This window comes from Novosphingobium sp. (genome assembly GCF_965228995.1).
Taxonomy (GTDB): Bacteria; Pseudomonadota; Alphaproteobacteria; order Sphingomonadales; family Sphingomonadaceae; genus Novosphingobium.
In genome coordinates, this window is record NZ_OZ245852.1 from 780,773 (window position 1) to 800,381 (window position 19,609).

General features: G+C 64.9%; 18 protein-coding genes. 14 read left to right on the top strand and 4 right to left on the bottom strand.

The window, feature by feature from the left end; genetic code table 11:
- Nucleotides 1-19 precede the first annotated feature (19 nt).
- Nucleotides 20-796 (bottom strand): 3'(2'),5'-bisphosphate nucleotidase CysQ, encoded by a 777-nt coding sequence (locus ACO056_RS03545; protein ID WP_421851902.1) that lies wholly within the window; start codon nucleotides 794-796, stop codon nucleotides 20-22.
- A 219-nt stretch (nucleotides 797-1,015) separates the two neighbouring features.
- Here ACO056_RS03545 and sucC point away from each other — a divergent pair, with 219 nt between their 5' ends.
- Nucleotides 1,016-2,215, top strand: a complete 1,200-nt coding sequence (sucC, locus tag ACO056_RS03550) for an ADP-forming succinate--CoA ligase subunit beta (RefSeq protein WP_421851905.1) — start codon at nucleotides 1,016-1,018, stop codon at nucleotides 2,213-2,215.
- Between the two features lie 3 nt (nucleotides 2,216-2,218).
- Nucleotides 2,219-3,103, top strand: coding sequence for a succinate--CoA ligase subunit alpha (gene sucD / locus ACO056_RS03555; RefSeq protein WP_421851908.1), 885 nt, complete (start codon nucleotides 2,219-2,221; stop codon nucleotides 3,101-3,103).
- A gap of 84 nt (nucleotides 3,104-3,187) precedes the next feature.
- On the opposite strand, the gene ACO056_RS03560 is transcribed toward sucD, so the two are convergent.
- Nucleotides 3,188-3,862: a TetR-like C-terminal domain-containing protein gene (locus ACO056_RS03560; protein WP_421851911.1), complete on the bottom strand. Its 675-nt coding sequence runs from the start codon at nucleotides 3,860-3,862 to the stop codon at nucleotides 3,188-3,190.
- A gap of 78 nt (nucleotides 3,863-3,940) precedes the next feature.
- On the opposite strand from ACO056_RS03560, the gene ACO056_RS03565 reads away from it, so the two are divergent.
- Nucleotides 3,941-4,831 (top strand): metal-dependent hydrolase, encoded by an 891-nt coding sequence (locus ACO056_RS03565; protein WP_421851914.1) that lies wholly within the window; start codon nucleotides 3,941-3,943, stop codon nucleotides 4,829-4,831.
- Between the two features lie 13 nt (nucleotides 4,832-4,844).
- Nucleotides 4,845-5,318, top strand: a complete 474-nt coding sequence (locus tag ACO056_RS03570; RefSeq protein WP_421851916.1) for a hypothetical protein — start codon at nucleotides 4,845-4,847, stop codon at nucleotides 5,316-5,318.
- 59 nt (nucleotides 5,319-5,377) lie between these two features.
- Here the strand turns inward: ACO056_RS03570 and ACO056_RS03575 are convergent, their stop codons facing one another.
- Nucleotides 5,378-6,799: a helix-turn-helix domain-containing protein gene (locus tag ACO056_RS03575; protein WP_421851919.1), complete on the bottom strand. Its 1,422-nt coding sequence runs from the start codon at nucleotides 6,797-6,799 to the stop codon at nucleotides 5,378-5,380.
- A 244-nt stretch (nucleotides 6,800-7,043) separates the two neighbouring features.
- On the opposite strand from ACO056_RS03575, the gene ACO056_RS03580 reads away from it, so the two are divergent.
- From ACO056_RS03580 to ACO056_RS03620, 9 genes are all read left to right on the top strand, one after another.
- Entirely contained in the window at nucleotides 7,044-8,570 is a 1,527-nt protein-coding gene (locus tag ACO056_RS03580; RefSeq protein WP_421851922.1) for an acyl-CoA carboxylase subunit beta, read from the top strand.
- A 460-nt stretch (nucleotides 8,571-9,030) separates the two neighbouring features.
- Entirely contained in the window at nucleotides 9,031-10,209 is a 1,179-nt protein-coding gene (locus ACO056_RS03585) for an acetyl-CoA C-acyltransferase family protein (RefSeq protein WP_421851925.1), read from the top strand.
- 2 nt (nucleotides 10,210-10,211) lie between these two features.
- Nucleotides 10,212-10,652: a methylmalonyl-CoA epimerase gene (gene mce / locus ACO056_RS03590; protein WP_421851928.1), complete on the top strand. Its 441-nt coding sequence runs from the start codon at nucleotides 10,212-10,214 to the stop codon at nucleotides 10,650-10,652.
- Nucleotides 10,653-10,695: 43 nt separating this feature from the next.
- Nucleotides 10,696-12,834, top strand: a complete 2,139-nt coding sequence (scpA, locus tag ACO056_RS03595; protein WP_421851931.1) for a methylmalonyl-CoA mutase — start codon at nucleotides 10,696-10,698, stop codon at nucleotides 12,832-12,834.
- 4 nt (nucleotides 12,835-12,838) lie between these two features.
- Complete coding sequence (locus ACO056_RS03600) at nucleotides 12,839-13,144, top strand: DUF1330 domain-containing protein (protein WP_421851934.1); 306 nt, start codon at nucleotides 12,839-12,841, stop codon at nucleotides 13,142-13,144.
- Complete coding sequence (locus ACO056_RS03605) at nucleotides 13,144-15,165, top strand: biotin carboxylase N-terminal domain-containing protein (RefSeq protein ID WP_421851937.1); 2,022 nt, start codon at nucleotides 13,144-13,146, stop codon at nucleotides 15,163-15,165. The genes ACO056_RS03600 and ACO056_RS03605 overlap by 1 nt, the downstream gene beginning before the upstream one ends.
- A 112-nt stretch (nucleotides 15,166-15,277) precedes the next feature.
- Nucleotides 15,278-16,024: an electron transfer flavoprotein subunit beta/FixA family protein gene (locus tag ACO056_RS03610; protein WP_421851940.1), complete on the top strand. Its 747-nt coding sequence runs from the start codon at nucleotides 15,278-15,280 to the stop codon at nucleotides 16,022-16,024.
- 146 nt (nucleotides 16,025-16,170) lie between these two features.
- Nucleotides 16,171-17,100: an electron transfer flavoprotein subunit alpha/FixB family protein gene (locus ACO056_RS03615; protein ID WP_421851943.1), complete on the top strand. Its 930-nt coding sequence runs from the start codon at nucleotides 16,171-16,173 to the stop codon at nucleotides 17,098-17,100.
- Nucleotides 17,101-17,297: 197 nt separating this feature from the next.
- Complete coding sequence (locus ACO056_RS03620; RefSeq protein ID WP_421851946.1) at nucleotides 17,298-18,074, top strand: energy transducer TonB; 777 nt, start codon at nucleotides 17,298-17,300, stop codon at nucleotides 18,072-18,074.
- Nucleotides 18,075-18,077: 3 nt separating this feature from the next.
- Here the strand turns inward: ACO056_RS03620 and ACO056_RS03625 are convergent, their stop codons facing one another.
- Nucleotides 18,078-18,545, bottom strand: coding sequence for a GNAT family N-acetyltransferase (locus ACO056_RS03625; RefSeq protein WP_421851949.1), 468 nt, complete (start codon nucleotides 18,543-18,545; stop codon nucleotides 18,078-18,080).
- An 82-nt stretch (nucleotides 18,546-18,627) separates the two neighbouring features.
- Between ACO056_RS03625 and ACO056_RS03630 the strand changes: the two genes are divergently transcribed.
- Nucleotides 18,628-19,557 carry an isoaspartyl peptidase/L-asparaginase family protein gene (locus tag ACO056_RS03630; RefSeq protein ID WP_421851952.1) on the top strand — a complete coding sequence of 310 codons (930 nt, stop codon included), beginning with the start codon at nucleotides 18,628-18,630 and terminating at the stop codon, nucleotides 19,555-19,557.
- Nucleotides 19,558-19,609: the final 52 nt, after the last annotated feature.

The window sequence follows — 19,609 nt, forward strand, 5'->3', positions numbered from 1 at the left end:
GCCCACCGAAGGCCTCTTCCTAAGCCATCCGGCTCGCGCGCTCCGCCAGCCGGTCCACCGCCGCCGCGTGGATTGCGGGCGCAGCTGCGAGCAGCCCGAACGCGCGAGGATCACGTTTGTTGTAGGCGAGCGGCGCGCCGAACGCGTCGCTCACCGCCGCGCCTGCCTCTCGCGCGATCAGCGCGGCCGCGCCGATGTCCCATTCGTAGCCCCAGCGCAGCGTGGCGAGGAGATCGGCTTCATTGGCAGCGACCATGGCGATGCGAAGCGCGATCGAATTGGGCTTGTCGACGAGTACGAGGTCGTGGTCGACGCGGGGCAGGGCGTCGGCGGGGACGCGGGCGCCGGTGAGTTCAAGGCGGTTGCTGGCGGTGAGGGGGAGGTCGTTGCGGGTGGCCCCTTGCCCGGCGATGGCTTGCCAGTATTCGCCGCGCGCGGGGGCGTCGAGTGCGCCGATGAGGGGGCGGCCTTCGGAAATGAGCGCGACGGAGATGGCCCAGCCGGGGCGGCCGCGGACGAAATCGCGCGTGCCATCGATGGGGTCGACGAGCCAGCACAGGCCCTTGTCGAGGCGGGCGGGATCGTCGGCCGTTTCCTCGGAAAGCCAGCCAGCGGAGGGAAGCAGCGCGCCGAGTTCCTGCTTGAGGTAGGCATCAACGGCGAGATCGGCGGCACTGACCGGGTTGTTCGGAGACTTGTCCCACACATCGAGCGCGTGGCCGTGGCCGGGCCAGCTGGCGAGGGCCAGGCGTCCGGCTTCGGCCATGATGTGGCGGAAGCGGTCGAAGTCGATCATTGCTTCCCGCGATGCGGGTTTGGGGCCCTGAGCGCAAGTGGCGCGGGGCGCGGCGACCCGGCCATGCATTCGTATTCGGCCGTGCAGGTCGATAATGCATCCATGCAGGCGGAAATGGGGTGTGCGAACCCTTTTCAAGCCCTTAGTCGTGTGCTTAAGGCAGCGCGACTAGCCGGGTTCAAACCGCTTGCTCTCATTCTCTCTTTGCGGGGATCACGCATGAACGTTCATGAATATCAGGCCAAGGAATTGCTCAGCCGGTTCGGCGTCGGCATTCCGGCGGGCATTGCTGCCCTGACCGTGGAAGAAGCGGTTGCCGCCGCGAAGCAGCTGCCCGGGCCGCTTTATGTGGTGAAGGCGCAGATCCACGCGGGCGGGCGCGGCAAGGGCAAGTTCAAGGAACTCGGCCCCGATGCCAAGGGCGGCGTGCGGCTGGCGAAGTCGGTCGAGGAAGTCGAGGCGTTCGCCAAGGAAATGCTCGGCAACACGCTGGTGACGGTGCAGACCGGCCCCGCGGGCAAGCAGGTCAACCGGCTTTACGTGACCGACGGCGTCGATATCGCCAAGGAATACTACCTCTCGATGGTGGTGGACCGGGGCACTGGCCGCGTCGCCATGATCGTCTCGACCGAAGGCGGCATGGACATCGAAGAGGTGGCGCACTCGACCCCTGAAAAGATTGCCACGATCACTGTCGATCCCGCGCAGGGTTTCATGCCGCACCACGGCCGCGCCGTGGGCTATGCGCTGAAGCTGACGGGTGAGCTCAACAAGCAGGCCGCCAAGATCGCGAGCCAGCTCTATGCCGCGTTCATGGCGCTTGATTGCGACATGCTGGAGATCAATCCGCTGGTCGAAACGAAAGACGGCAATCTGCTCGTCCTCGACACCAAGATGAGCTTCGACTCGAACGCGCTCTATCGCCACCCCGATGTCGTCGCGCTGCGCGACGAGACCGAGGAGGATCCGGCGGAGATCGAAGCGAGCAAGTATGACCTCGCCTACATCAAGCTCGATGGCAACATCGGCTGCATGGTCAACGGCGCAGGGCTGGCCATGGCGACGATGGACATCATCAAGCTCAACGGCGAATTTCCCGCCAACTTCCTCGACGTGGGCGGCGGCGCGACGACCGAGAAGGTGACTGCGGCGTTCAAGCTGATCCTTTCGGATCCGGCGGTGAAGGGCATTCTCGTCAACATCTTCGGCGGCATCATGAAGTGCGACATCATCGCCGACGGCATCGTCGCGGCGGCGAAGGAAGTGAACCTGCAGGTTCCGCTGGTCGTGCGCCTTGAAGGTACGAACGTGCAGCAGGGCAAGGACATCCTTGCCAATTCGGGTCTCCCCATTGTCCCCGCCAACGACCTTGGCGATGCCGCGCAGAAGATCGTGGCCGAAGTCCGGAAGGTTTCCTGATCCATGAGCATTCTCGTCAACAAGGCCACCAAGGTCATCACGCAGGGCATGACCGGCAAGACCGGCGCGTTCCACACGCAGGCCGCACTTGATTACGGCACGCAGATGGTCGCGGGCGTCACCCCCGGCAAGGGCGGCACCAGCCACATCGGCCTGCCGCAGTATGACACCGTGGCGGAAGCCAAGGCCGCAACCGGCGCCACCGCGAGCTGCATCTACGTGCCGCCTCCGGGCGCGGCGGATGCGATCCTCGAAGCGATCGACGCGCAGATGGAGCTCATCGTCTGCATCACCGAGGGTATTCCGGTGCTCGACATGGTGCGCGTGAAGCGCGCGCTGCAGGGCTCGAAGTCGCGCCTGATCGGCCCGAATTGCCCTGGCGTGCTGACCCCGAACGAATGCAAGATCGGCATCATGCCGGGCTCGATTTTCAAGAAGGGTTCGGTCGGCGTCGTCTCGCGCTCGGGCACGCTGACCTATGAGGCGGTGTTCCAGACCTCGAACATCGGGCTTGGCCAGACGACGGCCGTCGGCATCGGTGGCGATCCGGTGAACGGCACCAACTTCATCGACGTGCTCGAGCTGTTCCTGGCGGACGACGAGACCAAGTCGATCATCATGATCGGCGAGATCGGCGGCGACGCTGAGGAAATGGCTGCGCAGTTCCTGATCGACGAGGCGAAGAAGGGCCGCAAGAAGCCGATGGCCGGCTTCATCGCGGGCCGCTCGGCGCCTCCGGGCCGCCGCATGGGCCACGCCGGTGCGATCGTTTCGGGCGGCAAGGGCGATGCGGAAAGCAAGATCGCGGCGATGGAAGCTGCGGGCATCCGCGTTTCGCCTTCGCCGAGCCTGCTGGGCGAGACGCTGGCAGAAGTGCTGAAGGGCTGAGGTTTTCGGTCTTTGGTTTGAGGAAAGGGCCGGGGGGAAACCTCCGGCCTTTTTCGTTGGGGCTCGCCGGTGGTGGTGTGGGGGTCAGCCCGCTGCCGCCAGTTCGGCGTTCACTTCGGCCGGATCGGCGCCGCAGTGGCTGCAGATGAAGCGCACGGCGGACTGATAGCGGGCGAGTGCGTCAGCCGGATCGGCGTATCCTGCGATCTCGAGGCCGACGAGGCCGTGCATCTGGCCCCAGACAAGGAAGGCGAGGTCCTGCACTTCGGCCGGTTCCGGCGCGGCTGCCCGGTGGTGTGCGAGGCAGGTGCCGACCGCATCGACCAGCGCGGCGAAGGCGGGGTAGGCATCCTCGACCGGCACGGCAAGCGAGGTGAAGCTGCTGTGGCGGCCGGTGGGGGCGAAGCGTTTCTCCCCGCCGAACATGAGCCGGTACAGCCCGGTGTGTTCGAGCGCGAAGCGGCGGTAAGCGAGCATCTGCCGCACCATCCAGCGCAAGGGAGCCTCACGGTGCTCGGCAGACAGCGCATAGGCGTGGAGCCGCGCGAAGCCGACCGCGTAGAGCGCCTGCATGAGGCCGGGCTTGCCGCCGTAGAGCGTGTAGATCGCCATGGTCGAGGAGCCGCAGGCTCGGGCCAGTTCGCGCAGGGCAATGCCGTCAGGCCCGTCGCGCCGCACCAGTGCCTCGGCTTCTTCAAGGAGGCGGGCGGCGAGGTCTTCGCGGGGTGGTTCGGCCACGGAGGAACGGCGATTCGGCATGGTTGATTGCATGAGCGCTTGTATGGGCGAACACTAGGGGTATAACGCTGTTATGGAGCGAGGCCGGGGGTGTGGGCGATGAGCGTGGAGAGCAAGGCGGGCGAGATCACGCCGATCACCGTGCGGCAGGGCGCCTTCGCATTTGCCGATGACACGCCGGCGCACTGGATCCCCCACGCGCCCGAACTCGCGCAAATGATCAACGGGGCCTCGTTCGTGATGCCGCATCTGGAGCCGTTCCTCGTCGCCACGCTTGGGGAGGCGGCAAAGCTGATCGCGGATCCCGCTGTGCGGCGCGAGGCGCGCGACTTTTGCATGCAGGAGACGCAGCACTACCGCACGCACCGGCGCTTCAACGATGTGATCCTCGCGCAGGGCTATGAGGCGCTCGCGGGGATCGAAGCGGAAATGGCGCAGGCTTATGCGCAGCTCCTGCAGCGTCCGCTGGCGGTGCAGCTGGCCTATGCCGCGGGCTTCGAGGCCATGACCTTGGGGCTCACCGAGTGGTTGGTCGGCAACCGGACCAAGCTGTTTCGCGGTGCGGATGCGGGCGTTACCTCATTCATCCTGTGGCACATGGTCGAGGAGACCGAGCACAAGCTGGTGGCGCATGATGTCTATCAGGCGGTCTCGCCGGGGTACTGGCGGCGCGCGTTCGGCGTGATGCATGGCTCGCTCGACGTGATCCGATGGAGCCGCAAGTGCTACCGCGCCCTGCTGCTGAAGGACGGGCGCTGGCGGCAGCCAGCCTCGCGGCTGCGCGTGTGGTGGTGGGCGGCGCGGTTCCTCGTGGGGACGGTCCCCGCCCTGCTGCGCGCCATGGTCCCGGGGCACGATCCGCGCGCAGTGAAGGACCATCCATGGGTGCGGGAGTGGATTGCGGCGCATGCGCATGCGTACGCGGGAGAGCGCGGCGCGCCGATGGCGCTGATCGATACGACTAGCGCCGCAATGCCGGTGCCGTTCTGAGGAGGAGTTGACGATGGACGGTTTGGAACTGCGCCCGGTGCAGCGGATGCTGATCGTGCAGGGCGGCTTTGTCATGCTGCTGGGCTTTGTCGCGGGGTTCGGCTTCGTGTTCTACCTGATCGGCAGCATCGAGCTCTGGCCGATCCCGGGCAAGATCGCGCTGCAACTGCCGGGCAGCGACAAGGCCTGGCGCATGACCCACATGGAAGGCGTGCTGAACGGGCTGATGCTGTGGCTGGTGGCTGCGCTGCAACCAGCCATGGCGCTGCCGGTGCAAACAGCGCGGCGCATCGCGCGGATGCTGGTGCTGACGGCATGGTGCTTCCCCATCGCCTCGCTGTTCGACGCGCTGTTCAAGGATAGCAGGGGTTTGAAATTTGCGGCTCCGGTGACGAACCTGATCCCGTTCTTCCTGTTCTACATCGGCATCATCGCACTGGTGTGGGCGGTCGTGGAGATCGTGGTGCGGGTGCGGGGGCAGGAGTGATGCAGATCCTCCCCGAACAGGGGAGGTGGCAGCGCGCAGCGCTGACGGAGGGGTAGCGGTTACCCCTCCACGATCCGGTAGGGCACCAGATCGCGCTGGCTGGGATCGACCGCGATGGCCTTGTCGCTGGGGGGAAAGGCGCGCTGGTCGCAGGTGTCTCGGGGGCAGATGCGGCAGCTGATGCCGATGCGGGTGACGGCGTCCTCATTGGTCAGGTTGAGGCCGTCGGCGTAGACGAATTCGTCGGCGAGGGCGGCCTCGCAGCCCAGCACCACGGCGTAGCGGCGGGGTTGGCGGTAGTAGCTGCCGCTGGGCTTCACGAGGCCCTTGGCGATCGAGACATAGCGGACTGCATCGGGCATTTCGGCGAGCTGGACGTGAATGCGGTCGGGGATGGCGACCGCTTCGTGGACGATCCACAGCGGACACGCGCCGCCGAAGCGGCCGAACTGGAGGCGTGTTGCGGAGTGGCGCTTGGTGATGTTGCCGGCCATGTCGACGCGGGCGAAGAACACCGGGATGCCGCGCGCTTGCGGGCGCTGCAGCGTGGAGAGGCGGTGGCAGCACTGCTCGAAGCTGACGTGGAACAGCTGGCGCAGGCGGTCGATATCGTGGCGCAGCGTGCGCGCGGCGCTGCGGAAGCGTTCGTAGGGCATGAGCAACGCGCCGGCGGCATAGTTGCCGAGGCCGACAGTGAGGAGGTGGCGCGCGGCTTCGGTCTGCAGCGGTGCGGAAGCGACGATCTCGGCGATCTGGCCGGACAGCGCGAGCGCGGCAACCTGGTAGGCGAGCTGGAAGCGGCTCGACTCGTTGGGCTGCGCGGAATCGAGCTGCAAGTGGCGCCGCGCGGCATCGAAGCGGCGGAGCGCGGCACCGCTTGCCCATTCGATGGTGACGCCTTCCCGGCGCAGCCATTGCTGCATGGTGCGAATGCGCGGGCTGGCCTCGTCCCCGGCGATCTGGTGGGCGAGGGCTTCGGCATCGCGGTCGATGCGGTCGACATAGTTGTTGGCGAGGTGGAACCAATCGCGCACTTCCTCCCACGGCAGGCGGCCGCCGGCAATTTCAGAGCCGCCAAGGTCCGCGCCGATGGCTTCGTCGAGCATTTCGAGGCGCTGGCGGCCCTTGGCGAACAAGCCGTGGAGAGCCACGAAGCTCTCCGCGAACATGGGGAACTGGCGGGCGAGGCGCTCGACCTGTTCTGCGGGGATCGCGCCGGGCAATTGTGGATCGGCAAGGGCATCGCGCAGCGATTCCGCTAGGGCATCGGCATCGGGCGGCGCAAAATCGGCCCAGTCGATCGGGAAGGCCGCGCGCAGGCGTTCGGCCAGCGCAGGCGTCAGGTGGCGCTCATCGGTTTCGAGCTGCGAGAGATAGGGCGCGCTGATGCCGAGCGCCGAGGCCATCTCTGACTGGCGGAGGCCGCGCCGGTTGCGCAGCGTGCGCAGGGCCTGTCCTGCAAAGATGCGGCGGTTTGCCATGGGTTTGCGCTACGTCCTGATCAATTCCCGCGCCCGTTCATGCTGAGCTTGTCGAAGCATCATGAGCCACTGTCGCGCCAGCACCCTTCGACAGGCTCAGGGTGAGCGGGGTTGGGAGGAATCCAAGTTTCATCAGCGTAGTTTGCAAAGTGAAGCTTTGCAACTTTGCTGAATTGCATTGGACAGCGCTGTTGCGATGCGGCATCCGCGCAGGCCATCCTTTCCTGAATCCGGGGTTTCCTGAATGTCAGCCAATATTGCCGAGATGGAAAAGCGCCGCGAGGCGGCTCGTATGGGGGGCGGCCAGCGCCGCATCGATGCCCAGCACGCCAAGGGCAAGCTGACCGCGCGTGAGCGGCTGGATATCCTGCTGGATGAAGGCAGCTTCGAAGAAACCGACGCTTACGTCGAACACAACTGCGTCGATTTCGGGATGCCCGAGCAGACCGTGCCGGGTGACGGCGTGGTGACCGGTTCGGGCACGATCAATGGCCGACTGGTCTATGTGTTTTCGCAGGACTTCACCGTGTTCGGCGGTGCGGTGTCTGAACGGCACGCGATGAAGATCTGCAAGATCATGGACACCGCGCTGAAAGTCGGCGCGCCAGTAATCGGCATCAACGACAGCGGCGGCGCGCGCATTCAGGAAGGCGTGGCCAGCCTTGGCGGCTATGCCGAGATTTTCCAGCGCAATGTGCTCGCCTCGGGCGTGGTGCCACAGCTCAGCCTCATCATGGGCCCCTGCGCGGGCGGCGCGGTCTATTCCCCCGCGATGACCGACTTCATCTTCATGGTGAAGGACAGCTCCTACATGTTCGTCACCGGGCCGGATGTGGTGAAGACGGTGACCAACGAGATCGTCACGCAGGAAGAGCTGGGCGGCGCGGTGACGCATTCGACCAAGACGTCTGTGGCCGACCTTGCGTGCGAGAACGATATCGAAGCGCTGCTGATGGCGCGCGAGTTCTTCGATTACCTGCCGCTGACCAACCGCTCCGGCGTGCCCGAGCGGCCGACGGCAGATGCGTGGGACCGGCTGGAGCCGAGCCTCGACACGATCATCCCGGCTTCAGCCAACCAGCCCTATGACATGCACGAGGTGATCGCCAAGACGCTCGACGAGGGCGAGTTCTTCGAGATCCAGCCCAAGCATGCCGCGAACATCATCTGCGGCTTCGGGCGGATCGAGGGCAAGACCGTGGGCGTGGTTGCAAATCAGCCGATGGTGCTGGCGGGCGTGCTCGATATCAATTCCTCCAAGAAGGCCGCGCGGTTCGTGCGCTTCTGCGATGCCTTCGAAATTCCGATCGTGACGTTCGTCGACGTGCCGGGCTTCCTGCCGGGCACCGCGCAGGAACTGGGCGGCATCATCAAACACGGCGCCAAGCTGCTGTTCGCCTATGCCGAGGCAACCGTGCCCAAGATCACCGTGATCACGCGCAAGGCCTATGGCGGCGCCTATGACGTGATGGCTTCCAAGCACTTGCGCGGCGATCTCAACTACGCCTGGCCGACCGCCGAAATCGCGGTGATGGGCGCGAAGGGCGCGGTGGAGATCATCTTCCGCGGCCTCTCGCCCGAAGAGCAGGCGGTGAAGACCAGGGAATACGAGGACCGCTTCGCCAACCCGTTCGTGGCGGCGAGTAAGGGCTTCGTCGATGAGGTGATCCATCCGCATTCGACGCGGCGGCGCATTGCGCTGGGGCTGCGGAAACTGCGGAACAAGAGCCTCGAGAACCCCTGGAAGAAGCACGACAATATCCCGCTGTGAGCATGCCACACCCTGAAACCATAACAATCACAATAGTCGATTCCGACGGAGGAGCAGAGGCCTGTCGCTTGGACTTCGAAGTGGGACCGCATACGGTTGTAATGCGGTCTGAAAGTTCCACGCTTGGCAAATCAATCTGGCACGGTCGAGATGCATTTCATGCACTCGAGCTGATGCGCAAAGAGATTGAGCGCGATGGATGGAGAGCATTGTGCAACGGTGCCCGGCGCGATGCTTATCCGTCAGGCATGTGCAGGGACATGGGACGGGGATTTGTCTTGTATCCGATCCCGCCAGAAGGTCCGCCAAACTTGAATACTTTTGACCCTGCTCCGATCGACGCAGTCACAACGGTAGAAGAGCAATTGGCCAATTGGAACAGATGGCGGGAAGCTATGAAGGCTCAAAGCGCCGCGCCGAAGCCCAGTTTCTGGGATCGCTTCAAGAGGAACAAGTAGGTATGACTGACATCTTCATCGTTTCCGGCGCGCGCACGGCCATTGGTACGTTCGGCGGCAGCCTCGCTTCGTTCCGTCCGGCGGATCTGGGCACCATTGTGATCAAGGAGGCGATTGCCCGCGCGGGGATCAGCGCGGACAAGGTCGAGAACGTGGTGATCGGCACTGTCGTGCCGACGCAGCCGAAGGACGCCTATGTCAGCCGCGTCGCGGCGGTGAATGCTGGGGTTCCCATCGAAAGCCCGGCGATGAACGTGAACCGGCTCTGCGGTTCGGGCCTGCAGGCGATTGTCTCGGCGGCGCAGGGCATTGCGCTGGGCGAGCAGCAGATCGCCATCGGCGGAGGCTGCGAGGTCATGTCGAATGCGCCGCATATGGTGCTGACAGCGCGGAGCGGCCAGAAGATGGGCGATCAGATCATGATGGATGTCATGCTCGGCGCGCTCCACGATCCGTTCGAGAACATCCATATGGGCGTGACGGCGGAGAACATCGCCGAGCAGCACCAGATCACGCGTGAGGCGCAGGATGCGCTGGCGGTCGAAAGCCACCGCCGCGCTGCTGCCGCGACGGCTGCGGGCTATTTCAAGGAGCAGATCGTCCCGGTCGAGATCAAGACCCGCAAGGGCACGACCGTGTTCGACACCGACGAGCATTTCCGCGCCGATGCCAGCCTTGAGGGGATGGCGGGGCTGCGTCCGGTGTTCAAGAAGGATGGCACCGTGACGGCAGGCAATGCCAGCGGCATCAACGACGGCGCGGGCGCGGTCGTGCTGGCGAGCGGCGAAGCGGTGGCCGAGCATGGCCTGAAGCCTATCGCCAAGATTCTGGCGTGGGGCCATGCGGGCGTGGAGCCCTCCGTGATGGGTCTCGGCCCGGTGAAGGCCGTGCCAGTGGCGCTGAAGCGCGCGGGGCTGACGCTCGACCAGATCGACGTGATCGAAAGCAACGAGGCATTCGCGGCGCAGGCTTGCGGCGTGGCCAAGGAGCTGGGCTTCGATCCGGCCAAGACCAACGTCAACGGCTCGGGCATTTCGCTCGGCCATCCGATTGGCGCAACAGGCGCGATCCTGACGATCAAGGCGGCTTACGAGTTGCAGCGCACCGGGGGCCAGTATGGCCTGATCACGATGTGCATCGGCGGCGGTCAGGGTATCGCCATGGTGATCGAGAGGGTTTGAAGATGAAACTCGGACGGCTCAACCACATCGGCGTTGCGACGCCTTCGATTGCGGACAGCATTGTGTTCTGGCGCGACGTGATGGGCGCGACCAAGATCCACGAGCCGTTCGACCTGCCCGAGCAGGGTGTGAAGGTGTGCTTCGTCGATACACCCGGCGCAGATGGTGCGCTCAACGGCACGCAGATCGAGCTGATCGAGCCGCTGCCGGGCAATGCCGGGATCGCCGCGTTCCTCGCCAAGAACCCGGCGGGTGGGCAGCACCACATGTGCTATGAAGTGCCGGACATTCACGCAGCCAAGGCGGCGTTCGAGGCACTGGGCAAGCGCGTGCTGGGTGAACCGCGCATCGGCGCGCATGGGACGCTGATCTTCTTCGTCCACCCCAAGGACATGGGCGGGGTGCTGACCGAGATCATGGAGACGCCGAAAGAGGCGCATTGATCCGCTTCACTCGCGCGCACTGAACGGCATTAGGAACAAGATCATGGCGAATATCGAAGACTGGCAGAAGGCGGCGGCCAAGGAGGTCAAGGGGAAAGACCTGACCTGGCAGACCCCTGAAGGCATTGCCGTGAAGCCGCTCTACACGGCGGAGGACGCGCCGGTGGATCCGGGCCTGCCGGGCTTCGCGCCGTTCACGCGAGGGGTGCGGGCTTCGATGTATGCGGGGCGTCCGTGGACGATCCGCCAGTATGCGGGCTTCTCCACTGCCGAAGAATCGAACGCGTTCTATCGCCGCAATCTGGCGGCGGGGCAGAAGGGCCTTTCGGTCGCGTTCGATCTCGCGACGCACCGCGGCTACGACTCTGATCACCCGCGCGTGGTGGGCGATGTCGGCAAGGCGGGCGTGGCGATCGACAGCGTCGAGGACATGAAGATCCTGTTCGACGGGATTCCGCTCGATCAGATGTCCGTTTCGATGACCATGAACGGCGCGGTGATCCCCATCCTCGCGTTTTTCATCGTGGCGGGCGAGGAGCAGGGCGTGCCGCGCGCCGCGCTCGACGGGACCATCCAGAACGACATCCTCAAGGAGTTCATGGTCCGCAACACCTATATCTACCCGCCCGAGCCGAGCATGCGGATCATCTCGGACATCTTCGGCTACACCAGCCGCGAGATGCCGAAGTTCAATTCGATCTCGATTTCCGGCTATCACATGCAGGAAGCCGGGGCGACGCAGGTGCAGGAGCTTGCCTTCACCATCGCCGACGGCATGGAATACGTGAAGTACGGCGTCGCCTCGGGCCTCGATATCGATGCCTTCGCGGGCCGCCTTTCGTTCTTTTTCGCCATCGGCATGAACTTCTTCATGGAAGTGGCCAAGCTGCGCGCCGCGCGCGTGCTGTGGCACCGCGTGATGACGCAGCTGGGCGCGCAGGACGAGCGCTCCAAGATGCTGCGCACGCATTGCCAGACCTCGGGCGTGAGCTTGCAGGAGCAGGACCCCTACAACAACGTGATCCGCACAACGATCGAGGCGATGGCCGCGATGCTGGGCGGCACGCAGTCGCTCCACACCAATGCGCTCGATGAAGCCATTGCGCTGCCGACCGATTTTTCCGCACGCATCGCCCGCAACACGCAGATCGTGATCCAGGAAGAGACCGGGATGACCAAGGTGGTCGATCCGCTGGGCGGGTCGTACTACATCGAGGCGCTGACGCAGGAACTGGTCGACAAGGCGTGGGCAATCATCGAGCGGGTCGAAGCCGAAGGCGGCATGGCCAAGGCCGTGGCGGCCGGTTGGCCCAAAGCGATGATCGAGGAAGCGGCGGCGGGCCGTCAGGCGCGGGTGGACAAGGGCGATGACGTGATCGTCGGCGTCAACAAGTACCGCCTCGCCAGCGAGGACCAGCTCGATACGCTGGAAGTCGACAACATGGCGGTGCGCGAAGGCCAGATCGCGCGGCTGAAATGGGTGCGCGAGAACCGCGACGAGACCAAGTGCCGCGCTGCGCTGAATGCGCTGACCGAAGGCGCGAAAACCGGCGGCAATCTGCTGGAGCTCGCCGTCGAGGCCGCGCGGCACCGCGCCACGCTGGGCGAGATTTCGGATGCGATGGAAATCGTGTTCGGCCGCCACGGCACGCACCCGACCCCGGTGAAGGGCGTCTACAGCGCCTATTATGCAGGCGATTCGCGCTACCAGCAGGTGCTGGACGGTGTGGAAGCCGTGACGCGCCGTCTGGGCCGTGCGCCGCGTATGCTCGTCTCCAAGATGGGCCAGGACGGGCATGACCGCGGCGCGAACGTGATTGCCTCTGCGTTCGGCGACATGGGCTTCGACGTGACGAGCAGCCCGCTGTTCCAGACGCCCGAGGAAGCCGCCAAGCTGGCGCTGGAGAACGAGGTCGACGCAGTCGGCGCGTCTTCGCTGGCGGCAGGTCACAAGACGCTGATCCCCGAACTCATCCGCCACCTGCGCGAAGCGGGCCGCAGCGATATCAAGGTTGTCGCAGGCGGGGTGATCCCGCCGCAGGACTACGACTTCCTGCGCGAGGCGGGGGTGCAGGGTATCTATGGCCCGGGCACCAACGTGGTTGAGGCAGCAGCGGATATGCTGCGCCTGCTGGGGCACAACATGCCGCCGGCGGGCGAAGAACTGGCGGCGGCGGAGTGAGGACGTGACTGATACACCCAAAGGCTACATTGTCGGCGAGATCGACGTTCATGATCCCGCTGGCTTCGCCGACTATCGCAATGCAGTGACACCGCTGCTCGAGCAATTTGGCGGCCGCTACATTGTCCGCGGAGGCAATGTGATCGGCATGGAAGGCGATGCGCCGTGGGGCCGGATCGTGATCATCGAGTTCGCAAGTGCAGCCATGGCGGAAGCGTTTCTGCGTTCTCCGGAGTACGCACCCATCGGGGCCATCCGCCACAAGACCAGTTCCTCGCGCCTCTTCATTATTGAAGGTGTAGACCTCTGATGTTCAAGAAAATCCTCATCGCCAACCGTGGCGAAATTGCTTGCCGCGTGATCAAGACCGCGCGCCGGATGGGTATCCAGACCGTGGCGGTCTATTCGGATGCCGATGCGCGCGCGCCGTTCGTGAAGATGGCGGATGAGGCGGTGCATATCGGGCCTTCGCCTGCTGCGCAGTCCTACCTGATCGCGGACAAGATCATCGCGGCGTGCAAGCAGACCGGGGCCGATGCGGTCCATCCGGGCTATGGGTTCCTCTCGGAGCGCACGAGCTTTGCCGAGGCACTGGCGGCGGAAGGCATCGCGTTTATCGGGCCGCCGGTGAATGCGATTGCCGCGATGGGTGACAAGATCGAATCGAAGAAGCTGGCGAAGGCGGCGGGCGTCAACGTCGTCCCCGGCTTCGTGGGCGAGATCGAGGATACCGAGCATGCCGTGCGAATCTCGGACGAGATCGGCTATCCGGTAATGATGAAGGCCTCGGCCGGCGGCGGCGGCAAGGGGATGCGGCTGGCGTACTCCGAAAAGGACGTGCGCGAGGGGTTTGAGGCGACCAAGCGCGAGGGGCTGAACTCGTTTGGCGATGACCGCGTGTTCATCGAGAAGTTCATTCTCAATCCGCGCCACATCGAGATCCAGATTCTCGGCGATCAGCACGGCAATATTCTTTATCTCAACGAGCGCGAATGCTCGATCCAGCGCCGCCACCAGAAGGTGGTGGAGGAAGCGCCCTCGCCGTTCGTGACGCCGAAGATGCGCAAGGCGATGGGCGAGCAGTGCGTCGCACTCAGCCGCGCGGTGGGATACTATTCGGCGGGCACGGTGGAGCTGATCGTTTCGGGCGCGGACCCGAGCGGCGAGAGCTTCTACTTCCTCGAAATGAACACCCGCCTGCAGGTGGAACACCCCGTCACCGAGGCGATCACCGGCATCGATCTGGTCGAGCAGATGATCCGCGTGGCCGCCGGTGAGAAGCTGGCCTTCACGCAGGACGATATCGGCATCGACGGCTGGGCCATCGAAAACCGCGTCTATGCCGAGGACCCCTATCGCGGGTTCCTGCCCTCGACCGGGCGTCTGGTGCGCTATGATCCGCCGGTGGAAGGCTGGACCGATGATGGCGCGGCGAATGGCCGTCGCGGCGTGGACGGGGTGCGCGTGGACGACGGCGTCTATGAAGGCGGCGAAGTCTCGATGTTCTACGATCCGATGATCGCCAAGCTGGTGACCTGGGGCGAAACGCGCGACCAAGCGGCGGACCGCCAGATCGAGGCATTGGATGCGTTCGAGATCGAGGGGCTGGGCCACAACATCGATTTCGTCTCGGCGATCATGCAGCACCCGCGCTTCCGTTCGGGCGAGCTGACCACCGGGTTCATTGCTGAGGAATATCCCGAGGGGTTCCACGGTGCGGCGACGTCTGACGAGACGCTGCGCTCGCTCGCAGCGCTGGCGGGCTTCCTTGCCACGGCGCGGGCCGACCGGGCGCGGCAGGTCGATGGGCAACTGGGGGTCACGCTCGATCCGCCGTCGGAATGGGCGGTGCGGATCGGCGAGGCCGAGTATGCCGTTTCGGTCGACGAGGATGCGATCACCGTCGATGGCGCGGAAATCGATCTCGCGCTGGAATACACGCCGGGGGACCGGGTGGTCATGGCCGAAGTGGGCGGCAAGCCGCTCACGGTGAAAGTCGCCGCGCGCGCGGCGGGCTTCAAGCTGACGACACGCGGCTGCAGTCATGATGTGCGCGTGCTGCCCGCGCGAATCGCGCCGCTGACGCAGCACATGATCGCCAAGGTCGCGCCGGACATGTCGAAGTACCTCGTCTGCCCGATGCCCGGGCTGCTCGTGGCGCTGACTGTCGGTGTGGGCGATACCGTCGAGGCCGGGCAGCCGCTCGCGGTCGTTGAGGCGATGAAGATGGAAAACATCCTGCGCGCCGAAAAATCGGGCCGGGTGAAGGCGGTGAACGCCGCGCAGGGCGAAAGCCTTGCAGTGGATGCGATCATCCTTGAAATGGAGTAGTAGCGCGGCTGATGCCGAGGCTGACTTTCCTGCATTCGCACCTGCGGCGAGATTGACGTTTACGTAAAGGCGACTTATGCGCGCGCCACAAGTTTGAGAAAGGCCTGACACGATGAAAGCCCTGGTCTGCGTGAAGCGGGTGATCGACTACAACGTGAAGCCGCGCGTGAAGGCGGATGGCACGGGGGTTGACCTCGCCAACGTCAAGATGAGCATGAACCCGTTCGACGAGATCGCAGTCGAGGAAGCCATCCGCCTGAAGGAAAAGGGCGTGGTCACCGAGATCGTGGCGGTTTCGGTCGGGCCAGCGAAGGCGCAGGAAACGCTGCGCACCGCGCTTGCCATGGGTGCGGACCGCGCGATCCTCGTCGTGAGCGAAACCGAAGTCGAGCCGCTGGCGGTTGCCAAGATCATCAAGGCGATTGCCGATGAAGAGCAGCCGGGCCTGATCATCACCGGCAAGCAGGCGATCGACGATGACGCGAACCAGGTCGGCCAGATGGTCGCCGCGCTGCTCGGCCGTCCGCAGGGCACTTTCGCCAACGAGATCGCGGTCGAGGGCGACAGCGTCGTCGTGAAGCGCGAGATCGATGGCGGTCTGGAGACGGTGAAGCTGGCGCTGCCCGCGATCGTCACCACCGACCTGCGCCTCAACGAGCCGCGCTATGCCTCGCTGCCCAACATCATGAAGGCGAAGTCGAAGCCGCTCGCGAGCAAGACGCCGGAAGACTACGGCGTCGATATCGCGCCGCGTCTCAAGACGCTCAAGGTCACCGAACCGCCGGTGCGCAGCGCGGGCATCAAGGTGCCTGACGTCGATGCGCTGGTCGCCAAGCTCAAGGAAATGGGCGTCGCCTGATTTCTCGTATCCCACCCCGTCCATGCTGAGCTTGTCGAAGCACTGTCCTTGTTCTTGAAGGTTGGCGCTGCGGCGCAAGAGAAGGACAGCCCTTCGACAAGCTCAGGGTGGACGGATCAGGGGTTGAACCCCCGGAGGAAAATGCCATGAAAACTCTCGTTTGGGTCGAACACGACAACGCCTCCGTCAAGGACGCCACCCTCGCCGTCGTGACCGCAGCCGCGCAGATCGGCGAAGTGACCGCGCTGGTTGCAGGCTCGGGCTGTGATGCCGCTGCCGCCGCCGCTGCGCAGATCGCCGGTGTGAGCAAGGTGCTCAAGGCCGATGACGCGGCTTATGCCAATGCTCTGGCCGAAAACGTCGCGCCGCTCGTCGCCGGCCTGATGGCCGATTACGACGTGTTCGTCGCGCCTGCCACGACGACCGGCAAGAACATCGCGCCGCGCGTCGCCGCGCTGCTCGACGTGATGCAGGTCTCGGACATCCTTTCGGTCGAAGGCCCCAAGACCTTCACTCGCCCGATCTACGCCGGCAACGCGATCGCGACGGTTGAATCGACCGATGCCAAGCTGGTCGTCACGGTGCGCGGAACGGCCTTTGCCAAGGCGGACGCCACCGGCGGCTCGGCGGCGGTGGAAGCTGTGGCGGCTGCGGGCGATGCCGGCACGTCGACCTTCCTCGGTTCGGAAATCGCCAAGAGCGAGCGCCCGGAACTGACCTCGGCCAAGATCATCGTCTCGGGCGGCCGCGCGCTGAAGGACGCGGAAACCTTCCAGAGCGTGATCATCCCGCTCGCCGACAAGCTCGGCGCCGGTGTGGGTGCATCGCGTGCGGCGGTGGATGCGGGCTACGTGCCCAACGACTACCAGGTCGGCCAGACCGGCAAGATCGTGGCGCCGGAAGTCTACATCGCGGTCGGCATCTCGGGCGCGATCCAGCACCTTGCGGGCATGAAGGATTCGAAGACCATCATCGCCATCAACAAGGACGAGGACGCCCCGATCTTCCAGGTCGCGGATATCGGCCTCGTCGGCGATCTGTTCACGCTGGTGCCGGAGCTTACCGGCAAGCTTTGAACTTCGCTTCAGGACGGAAACACGGGAAGGGCTCCACCTCGGTGGGGCCTTTTCTCGTTTATGCTGCTGGCTAGTGCTGATACTTCTTCAGAATGATCCGATGGCTCCTTATTTGCTCGGCACTTCTGCTCCCCCTCAGCCTCGCGGCTGCTGCTGAGGCTCAGACGGACAAGGCCCCGTCACGCGGTCCGTGGACCATGAACCACGCGTCCGACAGCTGCCGGATATCGCGCGAGTTCATCTCGGATACCGGAACCACCACGCTGATATTTGAACGATTCCGGCCGGATGAACAGGTCGACGTTCTTCTGGCGGGCCCTGCATTTCACACGAGTTCGAGTGGCGTGTTCGCACAAGGTCTCGTCTCGTTCAGCCCAGATGGCAGCCGGCCGGCGGCCCGGCAAATTATGATCGGGACGTCGGAACCCGATGGAACGGTGCTGATCCTCTTTGGAAAGTGGGATCTGCTCAATCGCTCGGCGCAGCCATTCGGGAAATTCTCCGTACCTGCACCTTCTCCAGCGCAGGAGAAGGTCATCAGCGCCGTGACGCTTGTTGTGGGCGATGAGGCAAGGACCTTTCAGATCGATACGCTGGGTGCACCCATGGCTGCTATGCGCGAGTGCACGGACGCCCTAGTGCGTGATTGGGGACTCGATCCTCGGCAACAGGCCGCGCTGTTACACAAGGTGGAGCCGCTAGGCAGTCCGGGTACGTGGGCCACCGACTTTGATATGCCGCCAGCGATGCGGCGCCAACGCATGAATGTGCAGGCCCGGTTCCGGCTCATGATCGATGTGAAGGGCAAACCGACTGCCTGCTACATACAGAGGCCCTTGTCCGTTGCGGGGCTGGGTGCACTGACCTGCAGGCTGCTGCTTGAGCGCGCCAGATTCAAACCTGCGCAAGATGCGACCGGAAGACCTGTTCCGAGCTACTATGTCAATGCCATCAACTGGTTCAGCGGCCCTTGACCACTACAGCATCAGCGTCAAACACTGGCTGAAATCGTCCACCACGTAGTCGGCGAAGGCCGGGCATTCCTCGAAGCCATATTTCCGGTAAAGCGCCACCGCAGGTGCAAAGGCCTCGGTCCGCCCGGTTTCGAGGCTCACGCGGGTGTAGCCGCGCGTGCGGGCTATGGTGAGGAGGTGCTGCAACATCGCCTCGCCCACGCCCTTGCCGCGCCATTCAGGGGCGGCGCGCATGGATTTGAGTTCGCCGTGGGATGCGTCGAGGTGCTTGATCGCGCCCATTGCAGCAAGCGCGCCGTGGATGCGGGCGGTGTAGAACGTCACGCCGGGTTGGCGCAGCTTGTCGAGCGGCAAGGCGTGGACTTTGCATGCGGGGCTTTCCGCGTGCATGCCGCCGAGGTGGTAGGCCACCAGCGCTTGCACGTCCGCCCCGGAAAGGTCGTCTTCCGCGATTTCCAGACCTTCGATCATTTCCCTCTCGCAGGCCCTCTCCCCTGAAGGGGAGAGGGCTTCCCGCCTTGGCATTCGCGCAGCTTTGTGTACCGACAGGGCCATGACCGAGACAAGCAAAAGCCGCTGGGCGATCGCCATTCATGGCGGGGCCGGATCGATGACGCCCGAGACGATGGACGCCGCCGCCGTTGCCGCGCACGAAGCGGCGCTGGGCGTGGCGCTCGATGCCGGGACCGCGGTGCTCGCGGCAGGCGGGAGTGCGCTGGATGCGGTGTGCGCCGCGGTCTCGGCGCTGGAGGATGATCCGCATTTCAACGCGGGGCGCGGCGCGGTGTTCACCTATCATGGGACCAACGAGCTCGATGCGGCGGTGATGGACGGGCAGGCGCGGGGGGCTGGCGCGGTCTGCGGGGTGACGCATACGCGCAACCCGGTGCAGCTCGCACGCGCGGTGATGGAGAAGAGCCCGCATGTGTTCCTGAGCGGCGCGGGGGCCGAGGAGTTCGCGCGCGAGCAGGGAGTGGAGCAGGTCGATCCGGATTGGTTTGCGACCGAAGCACGGTGGCAGCAATTGCAGGAGCTCAAGGCGAAGAAGCTCGGCTGGTTCGATGCGGGGCTGAAGTACGGCACGGTCGGCGCGGTGGCGGTGGACGCAGGCGGCCATGTGGCGGCGGCCACGTCAACCGGGGGCCTGACGGGCAAACGCTGGGGGCGCATCGGAGATTCGCCGCTGATTGGCGCAGGAACGTATGCCGACGATCGCTCGGCAGCGATCAGCTGCACGGGTTCTGGCGAGCAGTTCATCCGCGCGGCCGTGGCGCACGAGATCTGCGCGCGCATGCGGATCGGCGGCGAGGGACCGCAGGCGGCGACCGAGGCCGTGCTCGGCGAAGTCGGCGCGATGGGCGGGGTCGGCGGGGTCATCTACGCGACGCCCGCTGGCGAGACCGGTTTCGCCTTTACCACGCCGGGCATGTTCCGCGGCCGTGCGAGCAGCGACGGATTGCGCCAGATCGGAATATTCGGCTGATTGACTATCCTTCGTGAGGGGCGCAGCCTCCGCCCGCCCGACGTTGTGATAT